Here is a 14,194-nt window from a genome sequence, read left to right on the forward strand (position 1 = left end):
CATGAACATCGTAGCCGAACACAAGATTTCGGGCGAACCGATCGACAACAAGGCTCCCAAGCGTCCGGTCCGGCCGGTGCGCTGGTTCATCATCGTCGGCACGCTGCTGGCCGTGCTCGTCGGTGGCCTCGTCTGGTTCAATTATTTCCGCGGCCAGATGATCAAGCAGTTCTTCGCCAACAACAAGCCGCCGCCGACCGCCGTCAGCGCGGCCGAGGCGAAGTCCGAGGTGGTGCCGAACCTGCTCACCGCGGTCGGCAGCCTTGTCGCCGTGCATCAGGTCGACGTCAGCGCAGACGTCAACGGCCGCGTCACCGAGATCAAGTTCGAGCCGGGTACGCGTGTCGAGGCCGGCACGCCGCTGGTGCAGTTGTTCGATGCACCGGAGCAGGGCGACCTCGCCAATTACAAGGCGCAGGCGACCGTCGCGCAGCTGTCGCTTGATCGCGCCAAGCAGCTGGCCTCGCGCCAGTTCGGTCCGCAAGCGACCGTCGATACCGCGCAGGCGGCCTACGACCAGGCGCAGGCCGGCATCGCCAAGACCGAAGCGCTGATCTCGCAGAAGCTGGTGCGCGCCCCGTTCTCCGGCGATCTCGGCATGCGCAAGGTCGAGCTCGGCCAGTATCTGACCGCCGGCACGGCGATCGTCTCGCTGACCGACCTGTCGGAGCTGTGGGCCAACTTCACGGTGACGGAAAAGGATTCCGGCAGCCTCAAGGTTGGTCAGGTCGTTCGGCTGAAGGTCGACGCCTATCCGGGCCGCACCTTCGACGGCAAGATCACCACGATCGAGCCGCAGATCGCGACCGACACCCGCAACATCCGCGTGCAGGCGACGATTGCCAATCCGGAGAAGATCCTCAAGCCAGGCATGTTCGTGACCACGACGGTGGTTCTGCCGGACAAGCCGGCGGTGATCACCGTTCCGGAGACGTCAGTCGACTACACGCTGTACGGCGACTCCGTGTTCGTGATCACCGAGAAGAAGGAAGCGGACGGCAAGACCAGCCTCTCGGCGGTGCGCACCTTCGTGCAGACCGGCAACCGGGTCGAAGGTCGTGTCGAAATCATCAAGGGCCTGAAGGCGGGCGACAAGGTCGTCGCCGTCGGCCAGCTGAAGCTGCAATCGGGCGCGCCGGTGTCGATTTCGACCGACCCGGCCCCGCAGATTCCGGCGCAGCCGCCGCGCTACTGATCCACTGCATTCAAGTGATCCGGCTTGGCCGGATCACTTCTCTTGAGACATAGAATCGAGATCGCCTGCGATGGCCTTTACTGACATTTTCATCAAGCGCCCGGTCCTGTCGGTCGTCGTCAGCCTGCTGATCCTGCTGATCGGCCTGCGCGCGGCGATGGTGCTGCCGATCCGGCAATATCCGAAGCTGTCGAACACGGTCATCAACATCACGACCGTGTATCCCGGCGCGTCCGCGGACCTGATACAGGGCTTCATCACCACGCCGATCGAGCAGGCGGTCGCCTCCGCCGAGGGCGTCGACTACATCACCTCGTCGTCCGTGCTCGGCACCTCGACGATCCAGGTCTACATCAAGCTGAACTTCGATCCGAACCAGGCGCTCACCGAGGTGCTCGCAAAGACGAACTCGGTGAAGTACCTGATTCCGAAGGAATCGAACGACCCGATCGTCACCAAGACCACGGGCCAGACCACCGCCGTGATGTATCTCGGCTTCTCGTCCGAGGAGCTGTCGGGCTCGGCGATCTCCGACTATCTGACGCGCGTGGTGCAGCCGGTGCTGTCGACGGTCGACGGCGTCGCCTCGGCCGACATTCTCGGCGGCCAGACCTTCGCGATGCGGCTCTGGCTCGATCCCGTGAAGATGGCCGGCCGCAACGTGTCACCCGCGGATGTTGCCGCCGCGATCACCGCGAACAACTTCCAGTCCGCGGCAGGCCAGACCAAGGGCTACCTCATCGTCTCGAACGTCTCGACGAATACGGGCCTGACCGACGTCAACCAGTTCAAGAAGATGATCGTCAAGGCCAAGGACGGCGGCTTCGTGCGGATGGAGGACATCGCCACCGTCGAACTTGCCGCCCAAAGCACGGATGCGAGCGTCGCCTTCAACGGCGAGCACGCCATCTTCATCGGTGTGCAGGCAACGCCGCAGGGCAACCCGCTGACGCTGGTCAAGGGCGTGCGCGCACTGTTCCCCGAGCTCGAGCGCAATCTGCCGCCGTCGATGAAGATGAAGGTCGCCTACGATTCGACCAAGTTCATCCAGTCCTCGATCGACGAGGTGGAGAAGACGCTGGGCGAAGCCGTGATCATCGTGATCGTGGTGATCTTCCTGTTCCTGGCCTCGCTGCGGTCGGTCATCATTCCCGTCGTCACCATCCCGCTGTCGATGATCGGCGTCTGCACGCTGATGCTGGCGCTGGGGTTCAGCTTCAATCTCCTGACCCTGCTCGCGATGGTGCTCGCGATCGGCCTCGTGGTCGATGACGCCATCGTCGTGGTGGAGAACATCCATCGCCATCTGGAGGAAGGGAAGACGCCGGTCCAGGCGTCACTGCAAGGCGCGCGTGAAATCGTGGGTCCGGTCATCTCGATGACCATCACGCTGGCCGCGGTGTACGCGCCGATCGGCTTCCTTGGCGGCCTCACCGGTTCGCTGTTCCGCGAATTCGCATTCACGCTGGCGGGCTCGGTCATCGTGTCCGGCGTAATCGCGCTGACGCTGTCGCCGATGATGTGCTCGGTGCTCTTGAAGAACGCCGAAGAAGGCCGGTTCGCCAAGCTCGTGAACCGGGTGTTCGGCGCCATGACGCGCTGGTACGGGCGCAAGCTCGATCGCTCGCTGGATTACAAGGCCATCACCGGCCTGTTCGCGATCACGATCCTCGGCCTCGTCGGCTTCCTCTACATGCACACCTCGAAGGAGCTGGCGCCGGAGGAAGACCAGGGCATCGTGTTCGCCGTGACCAAGGCCCCGAAATACGCCAACATCGACTATGTCGATTTCTACGGCGACAAGCTCGACAAGGAATTCCAGAAATTCCCCGAGACCGATCTGCGCTTCGTGCTGAACGGCATCAACGGCCCGCAGGGCGGCATCGCCGGCATGCTGCTCAAGCCCTGGGACGAGCGCAAGCGCTCCTCGATCCAGCTGAAGCCTCTGGTGCAGGCCGAGCTCTCCAAGATCGAGGGCGTGCAGGCCTTCGCGTTCAACCTGCCGCCGTTGCCGGGCGGCCCGGGCGGCCTGCCGATCCAGATGGTGATCAACTCCACCGCCGGGTTCCAGACGGTCTATGAGCAGATGGAGAAGCTGAAGGACGCTGCGCGCAAGAGCGGTATGTTCATCGTCTCCGACAGCGACCTCGCCTACAACCAGCCGAACGTGAAGGTGACGATCGACCGCACCAAGGCACAGGACCTCGGCGTCAATATGCAGAACCTCGGCGCCACGCTCGCGGTGCTGCTCGGCGGCAACTACATCAACCGCTTCAATCTCGAGGGTCGCTCCTACCAGGTGATTCCGCAGGTGCCGCGCGCCAAGCGGCTGTCGCCGGAATCGCTCGGCGGCTACTATGTGACGACCAACACCGGCCAGCAGCTTCCGCTGTCGACGGTGGTGTCGATCGAGACCAAGACCGACCCGAATTCGCTGACGCACTACAATCAGCTCAATTCGGCGACGTTCTCGGCCGTGCCGATGCCCGGCGTGACCGTCGGCGCTGCGGTCGACTTCCTCGAAGGCGAGGCCAAGAAGCTGCCACAGGGCTTCAGCCACGACTATCTGGCCGATAGCCGGCAATACGTGCAGGAAGGCAATCAGCTCGCGATCACCTTCGGCTTCGCGCTGATCATCATCTTCCTGGTGCTGGCCGCGCAGTTCGAGAGCTTGCGCGACCCGCTGGTCATCATGATCTCGGTGCCGATGGCGATCGTCGGCGCGCTGATCCCGCTGTTCTTCGGCGTGGCGACCATGAACATCTATACCCAGGTCGGTCTGCTCACCCTGGTCGGCCTGATCACCAAGCACGGCATCCTGATGGTGGAGTTCGCCAACGAGCTCCAGGTCAACGAGCGGCTCGACCGCCGCTCGGCCATCGAGATGTCGGCCCGCATCCGCCTGCGGCCGATCCTGATGACGACGGCCGCGATGGTGACCGGCCTGATCCCGCTCCTGACCGCGACCGGCGCGGGGGCGGCCAGCCGCTTCTCGATCGGTCTGGTCGTCGTCGCCGGCATGTCGATCGGCACGCTCTTCACGCTGTTCGTGTTGCCGGCGGTTTATGTGGTGCTGGCGACCGACCATCGCGCGGTGGCCGATTCCGAGCGGAACAAGCAGGTCAACGAACTCGACCTTGATTCAAAGGTGCTGCGGCCGACCTGAGGCCGCAAGGCAAGCTGGTTCCGAGGGCGGCAGCGGTCATCCGCTGCCGCCCTTTTTCGTTGTGCCTCGGGTACGCCCTTTGCCACGCTCGCGAGAGACAAGGTCCGCTCTTCTTGCTAGGTTCCGCGGGATGAGCCTTTCCCTCCACCCCGACACACCTCAAGCCGGGACGCTGCCGAGCGCGGCCTCAGGGGAGGCCGCGTCCGGTGGAACGGCGGGCCGCGGAATCAGGACCCGGCTCTTTGCCAAATACGTCGCGCTGTTCGTGGCTGTCGTTGCCATCGCGCTGCTCGCCAATGGCCTGTTCGAGGTCTTCTTCTATTATCGCGAGCACAAGGCCTCGCTGATCCGGGTCCAGCACGAGCAGGCCGAGGCGGCTGCCGCCAAGATCGGCCAGTTCGTCAAGGAGATCGAGAGCCAGCTCGGCTGGACCACGCAACTGCCCTGGTCGGGGGGCTCGATCGAGCAGCGCCGGTTCGATGCGCTGCGCCTGCTGCGCCAGGTACCCGCGATCACCGAGCTAGCCCAGGTGGATTCGACCGGCAGGGAGCGGCTGCGGGTCTCGCGGCTGGCAATGGACGCGCTCGACAGCGGGATCGACCTGTCGAGCGATCCGAAGTTCACCGAGGCGGTCGCACACAAGGTCTATTACGGGCCGGTCTATTTCCGCCGGGAGTCCGAACCCTACATGACACTGGCGTTGGCGGGAGCGCGCAAGGATGCCGGCGTCAGCGTCGCGGAAGTCAATCTCAAGCTGATCTGGGACGTCGTGTCCCAGATCAGGGTCGGCGAGCACGGCCACGCCTACGTGGTCGGCCCGGAGGGACGCCTGATCGCGCATCCCGACATCAGCCTCGTCCTGCGCAATACCGACATGTCCAAGCTCGAACAGGTGCAGGGCGCCCAGGCCGGTGGCGGCACCATGCCGGACTCATTGCAAGAGGCAACCAACATCCAGGGGCAGACGGTTCTGACGGCCTCCGCCCCGATCGCACCGCTGGGCTGGACCATGTTCGTGGAGCTTCCTGTCGAAGAGGCCTACGCTTCGCTCTATGCCTCGTTGCAGCGGCTCGCGATCGTACTGCTCGCGGCATCGATTTTCGCGGTGCTCGCCGGGATTTTCCTGGCGCGCCGCATGGTCGGGCCGATCCAGGCGCTGCGCAGCGGCGCCGAGCGGATCGGCGGCGGCGACTTCTCCCAGCGCATCTCGATCAAGACCGGCGATGAGCTCGAAGGGCTCGCCGATCAGTTCAACGAGATGGGCGCGCGCTTGCAGGAATCCTATGCCGACCTCGAGAACAAGGTCGAGCGGCGCACGGCGGAATTGAGCGAGGCCCTGCAGCAGCAGACTGCGACCGCCGATGTGCTGAAGGTCATCAGCCGCTCGGCGTTCGACCTGCAAGCCGTGCTGAACACGCTTGTCGGGTCAGCGGCTCGCTTGTGTGACGCCGATGAGGGGACGATCTTTCGGCCTAGTGAGGGAGTCTTCTATTTGGCCGCAAGCTGCGGGCTCGACGCGGAGCAAGAGAACAAGCTCCGGACGTTCGCTTCCGTACCCGAGCGGGGAAGTGTGGTTGGACGCACGCTGCTCGATCGAAAGACAGTCCATGTCCCGGATGTGCAGGCCGATCCGGAATTTGCCCCCTCGTCCGCCCGCAGGCGCTCCAACGTGCGGACGATGCTTGGCGTGCCTTTGCTCCGGGAGGGGGCCCCGATCGGGGTATTCGTCTTGACGCGACACATGGTGCGTCCCTTCAGCGAGAAGCAAATCGAACTCGCCACCACCTTTGCCGATCAGGCTCTGATCGCGATCGAGAATGTCCGATTGTTTGAGGAGGTCCAGGAGCGCACCAGAGAGCTATCGCAGTCGCTCGATGACCTGCGCACCGCGCAGGACCGTTTGATTCAGACCGAGAAGCTCGCCTCGCTCGGCCAGCTCACCGCCGGCATTGCCCACGAGATCAAGAACCCACTCAATTTCATCAACAATTTCTCCGCGGTCTCGACCGAGCTGATCGACGAGCTCAACGAGGCCCTGCACTCGGCGTCGCTCGACGGCAAGACGAAGGAGGAGGTTGAAGAGCTGACCGGCATGCTCAGAGGCAATCTCGAGAAGGTGGTGCAGCACGGCAAGCGCGCCGATTCCATCGTCCGGAACATGCTGCTGCATTCGCGCGAAGGCTCCGGCGAACATCGCGCCGTCGACATCAATGTCGTCGTGGAGGAAAGCCTCAATCTGGCCTATCACGGCGCCCGCGCCGAGAGACCGGCCTTCAACGTCACGCTCCAACGCAGCCTCGATCCCGCGGCAGGTATGGTCGATATCTATCCGCAGGAGATCACGCGCGTCTTCCTCAATCTGATCTCGAACGGCTTCTATGCCACTGCCAAGCGTAAGGAGAGCGAGGGCGAGGCCTTCGAGCCCACACTGAACGTTGCGACCAAATATCTCGGCGACAGCGTCGAAATCCGGATCCGCGATAACGGCACCGGAATTCCGCCCGAAGTGAAGGAGAAGATGTTCAATCCCTTCTTCACCACCAAGCCGGCCGGCGAGGGCACCGGGCTCGGCCTTTCCATGAGCCATGACATCGTCGTGAAGCAGCACGGCGGCACGATCGACGTGAACACCACACAAGGTGTATTCACCGAATTCATCATCACGCTGCCGCGTACGATGGCGGCAAACGGCACTTCCGGAGGCAAGTCTTGAACGTTTACATCCTGGTCGTCGATGACGAGCCCGACGTGGAGGCGCTGTTCCGGCAGCAGTTCCGACGCGACCTGCGCGCCGGCCGCTTCCAGATGGAGTTCGCACTCTCGGCCCCCGAGGCGCTCAAGCGCGCCGCCGAGGTCCACGATCCCTCGCTGATCCTGATCCTGTCGGACGTCAACATGCCCGGCATGAGCGGGCTCGACATGCTCCCGAAGGTGCGCGCCGCGCATCCGGACGTACCCGTCATCATGATTACGGCCTATGGCGATGCCGAGACGCGCCGCAAGGCGATCGAGCGCGGCGCCATCGGGCTTCTCACCAAGCCGATCGACTTCGCGCTGCTGCGGCAGGAGATCGACACGAGGCTCGAGCAAGCCGCATGACTGCGACCATCCTCTTCGTCGACGACGAGCCGGACCTCGAGGCGCTGATCCTGCAAAAATTCCGCAGGCAGATTCGCGATGGGCAGCTCGCGCTCATCTTCGCGCGCGACGGCCTGGAGGCGCTGGAATCGCTCGAGCAGAACCCGGATATCGACATGGTGGTCTCCGACATCAACATGCCGCGGATGGACGGGCTGTCGCTGCTGGCGAAGCTTCAGGAGGCCGAGGACAAGAAGTCGACCATCATCGTCTCGGCCTATGGCGACATGAGCAACATCCGCACCGCCATGAACCGTGGCGCGTTCGATTTCCTGACCAAGCCGATCGACTTCGCCGATCTGGAAGCCACGATCGAGAAGACCATCCGGCATGTGGAGATGCTGCGCGACGTGCGGCGGCGCCAGATGGAAGCCGAGCGTGCCCATGCCTCGCTGTCGCGTCATTTCTCGCCAGAGCTCGCCAAGCGTCTGGCGGCCGGTGGCGAAGGTGAGGGGATCGAAGTGCAGTGGCGCGACGTCGCGACCATCTTCACTGATATCACCGGCTTCACCTCGCTGGTCGAGACCGCGGCCCCGCACACGCTGGGCGGGCTCCTCAACGAATACGTCGGCGGCATGACCGAGATTGTCTTTGCTCATGAGGGGACGGTCGCCAAGATCATCGGCGATGCGATCCAGGTGCTGTTCAATGCGCCCGGCGATCAGCCGGACTATGCGACCCGTGCGGTCGCCTGTGCCCATGATCTCGACGCCTGGGCGCAGGACTTTTGCGCGCGGCAGAAGGCCAAGGGTGTGAACTTCGGCACGACGCGCATCGGCATTCACGCCGGGCCGGCGCTGGTCGGCAATTTCGGGGGCAACCGCTTCTTCGACTACACGGCCTATGGGGACTCCATCAACATCGCGGCGCGTCTCGAAGCCGCCAACAAACATCTGGGCACCCGCATTTGCGTCAGCGCCAGTGTGGCCGAAGCGGCTGAGAATTTTCAGGGCCGTCCCGTCGGTGAGCTGATGCTGCGCGGCCGTAGCGAACCGCTGCGCGCGTTCGAGCCGTTGCCGCAGGCCAAATTCGAAGCGCCGGAAACCGCACTTTATTCCGAGGCTTTCGCCAAGATGGAAGCCGGCGACGCTGCCGCCATGCCGGCCTTTGCCGCGCTGGTCGGTATGCACGCCGACGATTCCCTGGCCGGCTTTCACCTGAGGCGCCTGCTCAACGGCGCCAAGGGCATTCGCGTGCCACTCGAATAGGGGTTCAACATGACGCGTGACTTCTCCGCCGGCAATTATCGTTTCATTCCGTCCGTGTTCCAATATTCGGCTGGTGCCGCCGCAGATGACGGCTACGAGATCGAGCGCGTCCGGTTCGACCGCCTGGTGCCGCTCGCGGAAGGGTTTGCGCTGGCCGCAAAATTCATCCGGGAGGCGGGGCGTCCGCTGACGGCATTCTGTGCCTGCGAGCTGCGTTCACCGGCGGCCTTCAGCGAGGAAGGCTTTCGCGCATTCAACCTGCACTATGTGAAGACGCTGTCCGAATGGGGCATCTTCGACGGCGCCACCAATCCGGTCGCTCGCAGCAATGTCTGTCCGGAGGTTGATCCGCCGTCCGAGCCGTCCTTCTACGCATTCTCCTTCACACGCCCGACGCGGTCAAGCGCACCCAGCTTCGTCATCGCCGGCGGCGCCGAAGCGCGCGAGGGCAGCGGCACCTATGTCGAGCGCACGGTGCGCTACCGCGACCTCAGCCCCGAGGGGCTGCGGGAAAAGGTGCGGTTCACCGCCACGTCGCAGATGGAAAGCCGGATGGCGGCCTTCGGCTTCGGCTGGAAGGACACCACCGGCGTGCAGGCCTATTCCGTGCACGACTTCCACCATGCGCTGGTCGATGAGCTGGTCCGCCGCGGCGCGCTACGCTCCGGTCTCACCTGGCATTTCGCCCGGCCGCCGGTGGTCGATCTCGAATTCGAGATGGATTGCCGCCGCGTGATGCGGGAGGTGGTGATTTAGCGCCTGACGAGATCAGGTTCGAATGCCGCAACGAGGGAGGTATTCTCCCTCCCCCGCTTGCGGGGGAGGGTTGGGGAGAGGGTCTCTCCGCAATCGAGAACCCCCAAGAGGAGAGAACCCTCACCCGGCGCGTTGCGCCGACCTCTCCCGCAGGCGGGAGAGGTGCACCGAGTTCGCGGCCGCTCTATCCGCTTCTACCGCTGCCGAGGGTCCAGCGCGTCGCGCAGGCCGTCGCCGAGCAGGTTCAGCGACAGCACCACGAGAAAGATCGCGAGGCCCGGCCAGACCGCCATCCATGGCGCTTGGGTCAGGAATCGTTGCGCGGCGTTGAGCATGCTGCCCCAGGATGGTGCGGGCGGCTGCTGACCGAGGCCGAGGAAGGACAATGCAGCCTCGGCGATGATGGCCGCCGCGATCGACAGCGTCGCCTGCACCAATAACGACGGAAGAATGTTCGGCAGGATGTGGGAGCACGCGATCCGCCACGGCGGATTGCCGAGCGCACGCGCGGCCTCGATATAATCCTCGGCCTTGACGCTCAGCACCTGGCCGCGGGTCAGGCGGATGAAGATCGGCGTTGCCGAGATACCGATCGCGATCATGGCATTGCCGAGACTCGGGCCGAGGAATGCCGCGAGTGCAATCGCCAGGATCAGGAACGGGCAGGCCAGCATCGCATCGGTGATCCGGCTGATCAGCGCATCGATGAAGCCGCCGCGATAGCCGGCGAGCAGGCCCAGCGGCACGCCGATGCCGAGCGCGATCGCGACCGAGATCAGGCCGGCGAGCAGCGAGGCCCGTGCGCCGTAGACGACGCGGCTCAGGATATCGCGGCCGAGTTCGTCGGTACCGAACCAGTGCGCGGCGGTCGGCGGCTTGCGCACCAGGCTCCAGCTCGTCGCGATGGGATCATAGGGAACGACGATCGGTGCCAGCACCGCAAGAAGGATGAATGCCACGATCACGACGAGGCCGAACACGGCCGCCTTGCGCTTGAACAGGCGCCGCCGGGCGCGACGTGCCGGGCTGTCGAGCTCGTGAGCTTGCGTGACGGGACTGGCCAGTGCCGTGTCGGTCATCGCACTAGCCCCGCAGCCGCGGGTTGACGAGGATATAGGCGACGTCCGCAATGAGATTCAGCGTGATGTAGATGGTGGCCGTCACCAGCACCACGCCTTGCACGACCGCATAGTCGCGGTTGAAGACGGCGTCCACGATCAGCTTGCCGAAGCCCGGGATGGAGAAGATCTGCTCCGTCAGCACGGCGCCTGACAGCAGCGTGCCGAGCTCGAGCGCGCCGAGCGTGATGATGGGCGTCAGCGCATTGCGCATGGCATGCTTGAGGATGACCGAGCGTTCCAACAGTCCCTTGGCACGCGCGGTACGGACATAGTCGCTCTCCAGCACCTGGAGCATGGCGCTGCGGGTATGCCGCATCAGGATCGCGGCAATCGCATTGCCGAGCACGAAGGCCGGCATGATGGTGGCGGCGAGACTCGCGCGCCAGTTCTCGGTGAGCGGCACATAGCCGGAGGCCGGCAGCCAGCCGAGCTCGATCGAGAACAGGAAGATCAGCATGATGCCGAGCCAGAAGTTCGGGGTCGAGATGCCCCACAGCGCGAAGAAATTGGCGCCGTAGTCCCAGGCGGAGCCTTTCTTCACGGCCGCGACGATGCCGGCGGGAATGCCGATCAGGAATGCGATCAGGATTGCCATCGAGCCGAGCTGGAGCGTCACCGGCAGCTTCTGTGCGATCAATTCGCGCACCGGCATCTTGTTGCGAAGGGACTCGCCGAAGTCGCCCGACAGGACGCCTTTGATCCAATAGGCATATTGCACAGGAACCGGCTGATCGAGCCGGTACTGGCGCCGGATCTGCTCGATCACCGCCGGGTCGCGCTCTTCGCCCGCCATCACCAGCGCGGGATCGCCCGGCAGCAATTGCTGCAACGAGAAGATCAGCACCGAGACGAAGAACAGCGTCGGCACGATCTGCACAAGGCGGCGGGCGAGAAAGTTCAGCATCCTTGCCGCGTCACTTCAGCTTCAGCCCGATCACGCGCACGAGACCGTCGGGCATCTGCCTGTAGCCTTCGAGCTTCGTCGTGTGCGCGATGATGATGCGGCGGTGATAGAGGTAGAGGAGCGGCTCTTCCTCCTGGACCAGCCTTGCCAAGGTCTCGTAGCTGGCCTTGCGCTTGGCTGGATCGGTCACCGACCGCGCATCTTCCAACGCCTTGTCGGCCTGCGTATTGGTCCACGCGCCGTAATTCTGCGGCGCGCCGCTGTGCAGGAAGACGTAGCTGTTGCCGTCCGGATCGACGCGGCCGCTCCAGGCCAGCATGTAGGCCTGATAGTCGCCGGCCTCGGCCTGCTTCAGCCCGGTCGCGAATTCGGTGAGGCGGATCTTCATGTCGAAGCCGGCCTCGGCTGCCATCGACTGGATCACCTGCGCCGGCGTTTCGGTCTCGGCGCCCTTCGGCACCAGGAAATCCACACTAACCGGCGGTGTCACGCCGGCTTCCTTCAGCAGCGCCTTGGCCTTCTCGATGTTGCGGGCACGGACCGGCTGGGACTTCTGATAATAGGGATGATCGGGATTGACCCATTGATTGCCAACCTGAAACTCGCCGTTGAACACGACCTGGTTGATCGCCTCGCGGTCAATGGCGAGATCGAGCGCCTGTCGCACCTTGACGGACTGGCTGAGCGGCCCCTTGGCCTTGTCCTTGCCGATGTTGAGCGTAATGCCCTGGTAACCGAGCTCGATCGCGGTCGCGACCTTCAGCCGTGGGTCCGCGCGAACCTCCTTGAGGTCAGTGGCAAGCACGCGCTCGATCAGGTCGAGACCGCCGGATTTCAGGTTCGCCAGCCGCACGGTGGCATCGACGATCGGCTGGAACACGATCTTGTCGATGAAGACATTGTCCTTGTTCCAGTAGTCCGCGAACTTCTCGAACACGATGCGGTCCTGCTGCACGCGCTCGACAAATCTGTAGGGGCCGGCGCAGACCGGACGCAGGCCGAACTTGTCGCCGGCTTCTTTTGCCGCCTTCGGCGACATCATCATGCCGGCGCGATCGGTGAGCTGGGCGAGCAGCGGCGAGAACGGCGACTTCAGCACCAGCTTGACGGTCAGGGGATCGACGACCTCGATGTGATCGACCGAGGCCAGCTCCGGCTTGCGGAAAGAACCGGGGAACGTCAGGTGGCGTTCCAGCGAGAACTTTGCGGCCTCGGCATCGAACGGTTCGCCGTCGTGAAATTTCACGCCGGGGCGAAGCTTGATGACGAGCGCCTTGCCGTCGTCGGCCGTTTCGCTGGATAGCGCGAGCTGCGGCACGATATTGAGCTTCTCGTCGATGTCGAACAGCTTGTCGCAGAACGCGGAGAACACGATGCGGCCAACATAGGTGCGCGCCATGGTCGGATCGAGGATGTCGGGGTCCTCGGCGAGACCGATGCGCAGCGTGGTCTGGGCTTGCGCGGCTCCGAACGACAGCAGGAAGGCGGCGGCCGTTGCGGCCAGGCGAAACATCTTCATCGGACAGTCCCCATTGCGGCGGCTATTTCGTTGTGGGCGCGGTGCCTTGTATACCAACCCCGGAGACGGCCGCGCCTTCCGTCTTTCGGCTGAAGGCCGCGACCAATTTTGCAAGGGCCGGCGAAACCCCGCCGGCGGCCGGCAAGAGGGTGTCGGCCGACGGCAGCTCGCTTACGCGGTGACAGGCGGTGGCGTGGCCGCCGTCGTCGGCCAAGAGCGCCGGTGCCTCGTTGCGGCAGCGCTCGATCACGAACGGGCAGCGGGTGTGAAAGCGGCAGCCGGGGGGCGGATTGAGCGCGCTCGGGATCTCACCTTGCAACAGGACCTTCGCGCGCTTGGCGTGAGGCTGCGGCAGGGGGATCGCAGACAAGAGCGCGCGGCTATAGGGATGGCGCGGCGTGGCGAACAACTCGTCCGCATCGGCCTCCTCGACGATCTGGCCGAGATTCATCACGGCCACGCGGTCGGCGATGTGCTTGACGACGGCGAGGTCATGGGAGACGAAAATGTAGGCGAGGCCGAGCCGGTCCTGAAGCTCGCGCAGCAGGTTGAGGATCTGCGAGCGGATCGAGACGTCGAGCGCGGAGACCGGTTCGTCGCAGATGATCAGCTTCGGCTCGACCGCGAGCGCGCGGGCAATGGCAATGCGCTGGCGCTGGCCGCCGGAGAATTCGTGCGGATAGCGCCGCGCGAGCCGCGGCTCCAGCCCGACCAGCCGCAAGATCTCTGCGACGCGCTCGGACCGCCGCGCCGCCGGAACGAGATCGTGCAGCGCCAGTGGCTCGGTCAGGATCTGGCCGACCGTCATGCGCGGATTGAGCGAGGCGTAGGGATCCTGGAAGATGATCTGGGCCTCGCGGCGGAAGGCGCGCAAGCCGCCGGCGTCGAGCGCGAGCAGATCGCGGCCGTCGAAACGCACCGAGCCGGCATCCGGCTCGATTAGCCGGAGCACCAGACGGCTGACGGTGGATTTACCGCAACCCGACTCGCCGACGAGTGCCAGCGTCCTGCCGGCTTCCAGCGAGAACGACACGCCATCGACAGCTTTGACATGCGCCACCGCCCGGCCGAACAGCGAGCGCTCGGCGACGAAATGCTTGACCAGGCCTTCGACCTCGAGAAGGGCGGTCATCGCGCTTGCTCCTCGCAAACACCGATCTCGTGTCCCGGGCGCGGCGCAGCACGAA

At 64.5% G+C, this 14,194-nt stretch carries 10 protein-coding genes; 6 read left to right on the plus strand and 4 right to left on the minus strand.

From position 1 onward, the window contains the following. Position 1 precedes the first annotated feature (1 nt). From CVM73_RS00375 to cnbZ, 6 genes are all read left to right on the plus strand, one after another. Positions 2–1,195 carry an efflux RND transporter periplasmic adaptor subunit gene (locus CVM73_RS00375; RefSeq protein WP_167406532.1) on the plus strand — a complete coding sequence of 398 codons (1,194 nt, stop codon included), beginning with the start codon at positions 2–4 and terminating at the stop codon, positions 1,193–1,195. A 70-nt stretch (positions 1,196–1,265) separates the two neighbouring features. Continuing rightward, positions 1,266–4,361: a MexW/MexI family multidrug efflux RND transporter permease subunit gene (locus tag CVM73_RS00380; RefSeq protein ID WP_100230043.1), complete on the plus strand. Its 3,096-nt coding sequence runs from the start codon at positions 1,266–1,268 to the stop codon at positions 4,359–4,361. 130 nt (positions 4,362–4,491) lie between these two features. Beyond that, the gene (locus tag CVM73_RS00385) at positions 4,492–7,074 is read left to right on the plus strand and encodes a sensor histidine kinase (protein WP_100230044.1); all 2,583 of its coding nucleotides are present in this window, start codon (positions 4,492–4,494) and stop codon (positions 7,072–7,074) included. After that, positions 7,071–7,460, plus strand: coding sequence for a response regulator (locus CVM73_RS00390; RefSeq protein WP_100230045.1), 390 nt, complete (start codon positions 7,071–7,073; stop codon positions 7,458–7,460). The genes CVM73_RS00385 and CVM73_RS00390 overlap by 4 nt, the downstream gene beginning before the upstream one ends. After that, positions 7,457–8,707, plus strand: coding sequence for an adenylate/guanylate cyclase domain-containing protein (locus CVM73_RS00395; protein ID WP_100230046.1), 1,251 nt, complete (start codon positions 7,457–7,459; stop codon positions 8,705–8,707). The genes CVM73_RS00390 and CVM73_RS00395 overlap by 4 nt, the downstream gene beginning before the upstream one ends. Positions 8,708–8,716: 9 nt before the next feature. Beyond that, the gene (cnbZ, locus tag CVM73_RS00400; RefSeq protein ID WP_100230047.1) at positions 8,717–9,463 is read left to right on the plus strand and encodes a 2-amino-5-chloromuconate deaminase CnbZ; all 747 of its coding nucleotides are present in this window, start codon (positions 8,717–8,719) and stop codon (positions 9,461–9,463) included. A gap of 194 nt (positions 9,464–9,657) precedes the next feature. Here cnbZ and CVM73_RS00405 read toward each other — a convergent pair whose 3' ends face one another. The 4 genes from CVM73_RS00405 to CVM73_RS00420 are packed head-to-tail and all read right to left on the minus strand — an operon-like array spanning position 9,658 to position 14,139. Next, positions 9,658–10,542, minus strand: a complete 885-nt coding sequence (locus CVM73_RS00405; protein WP_100230048.1) for an ABC transporter permease — start codon at positions 10,540–10,542, stop codon at positions 9,658–9,660. 4 nt (positions 10,543–10,546) lie between these two features. Beyond that, positions 10,547–11,488, minus strand: coding sequence for an ABC transporter permease (locus CVM73_RS00410; RefSeq protein WP_100230049.1), 942 nt, complete (start codon positions 11,486–11,488; stop codon positions 10,547–10,549). A gap of 10 nt (positions 11,489–11,498) precedes the next feature. Beyond that, on the minus strand, positions 11,499–13,007 hold the full coding sequence (locus CVM73_RS00415; protein ID WP_100230050.1) for an ABC transporter substrate-binding protein: 1,509 nt from the start codon (positions 13,005–13,007) through the stop codon (positions 11,499–11,501). Positions 13,008–13,029: 22 nt separating this feature from the next. Then, positions 13,030–14,139 carry an ABC transporter ATP-binding protein gene (locus CVM73_RS00420; protein ID WP_100230051.1) on the minus strand — a complete coding sequence of 370 codons (1,110 nt, stop codon included), beginning with the start codon at positions 14,137–14,139 and terminating at the stop codon, positions 13,030–13,032. Positions 14,140–14,194 lie beyond the last annotated feature (55 nt).

The organism is Bradyrhizobium forestalis (assembly GCF_002795245.1).
Classification (GTDB): domain Bacteria; phylum Pseudomonadota; class Alphaproteobacteria; order Rhizobiales; family Xanthobacteraceae; genus Bradyrhizobium; species Bradyrhizobium forestalis.

Coding starts and splice junctions, on each gene's coding strand:
- CVM73_RS00405 (WP_100230048.1), bottom strand. CDS start 10,542: ATGACCGACACGGCACTGGCCAGTCCCGTCACGCAAGCTCACGAGCTC.
- CVM73_RS00415 (WP_100230050.1), bottom strand. CDS start 13,007: ATGAAGATGTTTCGCCTGGCCGCAACGGCCGCCGCCTTCCTGCTGTCG.
- CVM73_RS00410 (WP_100230049.1), bottom strand. CDS start 11,488: ATGCTGAACTTTCTCGCCCGCCGCCTTGTGCAGATCGTGCCGACGCTG.
- cnbZ (WP_100230047.1), top strand. CDS start 8,717: ATGACGCGTGACTTCTCCGCCGGCAATTATCGTTTCATTCCGTCCGTG.
- CVM73_RS00375 (WP_167406532.1), top strand. CDS start 2: ATGAACATCGTAGCCGAACACAAGATTTCGGGCGAACCGATCGACAAC.
- CVM73_RS00395 (WP_100230046.1), top strand. CDS start 7,457: ATGACTGCGACCATCCTCTTCGTCGACGACGAGCCGGACCTCGAGGCG.
- CVM73_RS00420 (WP_100230051.1), bottom strand. CDS start 14,139: ATGACCGCCCTTCTCGAGGTCGAAGGCCTGGTCAAGCATTTCGTCGCC.
- CVM73_RS00380 (WP_100230043.1), top strand. CDS start 1,266: ATGGCCTTTACTGACATTTTCATCAAGCGCCCGGTCCTGTCGGTCGTC.
- CVM73_RS00385 (WP_100230044.1), top strand. CDS start 4,492: ATGAGCCTTTCCCTCCACCCCGACACACCTCAAGCCGGGACGCTGCCG.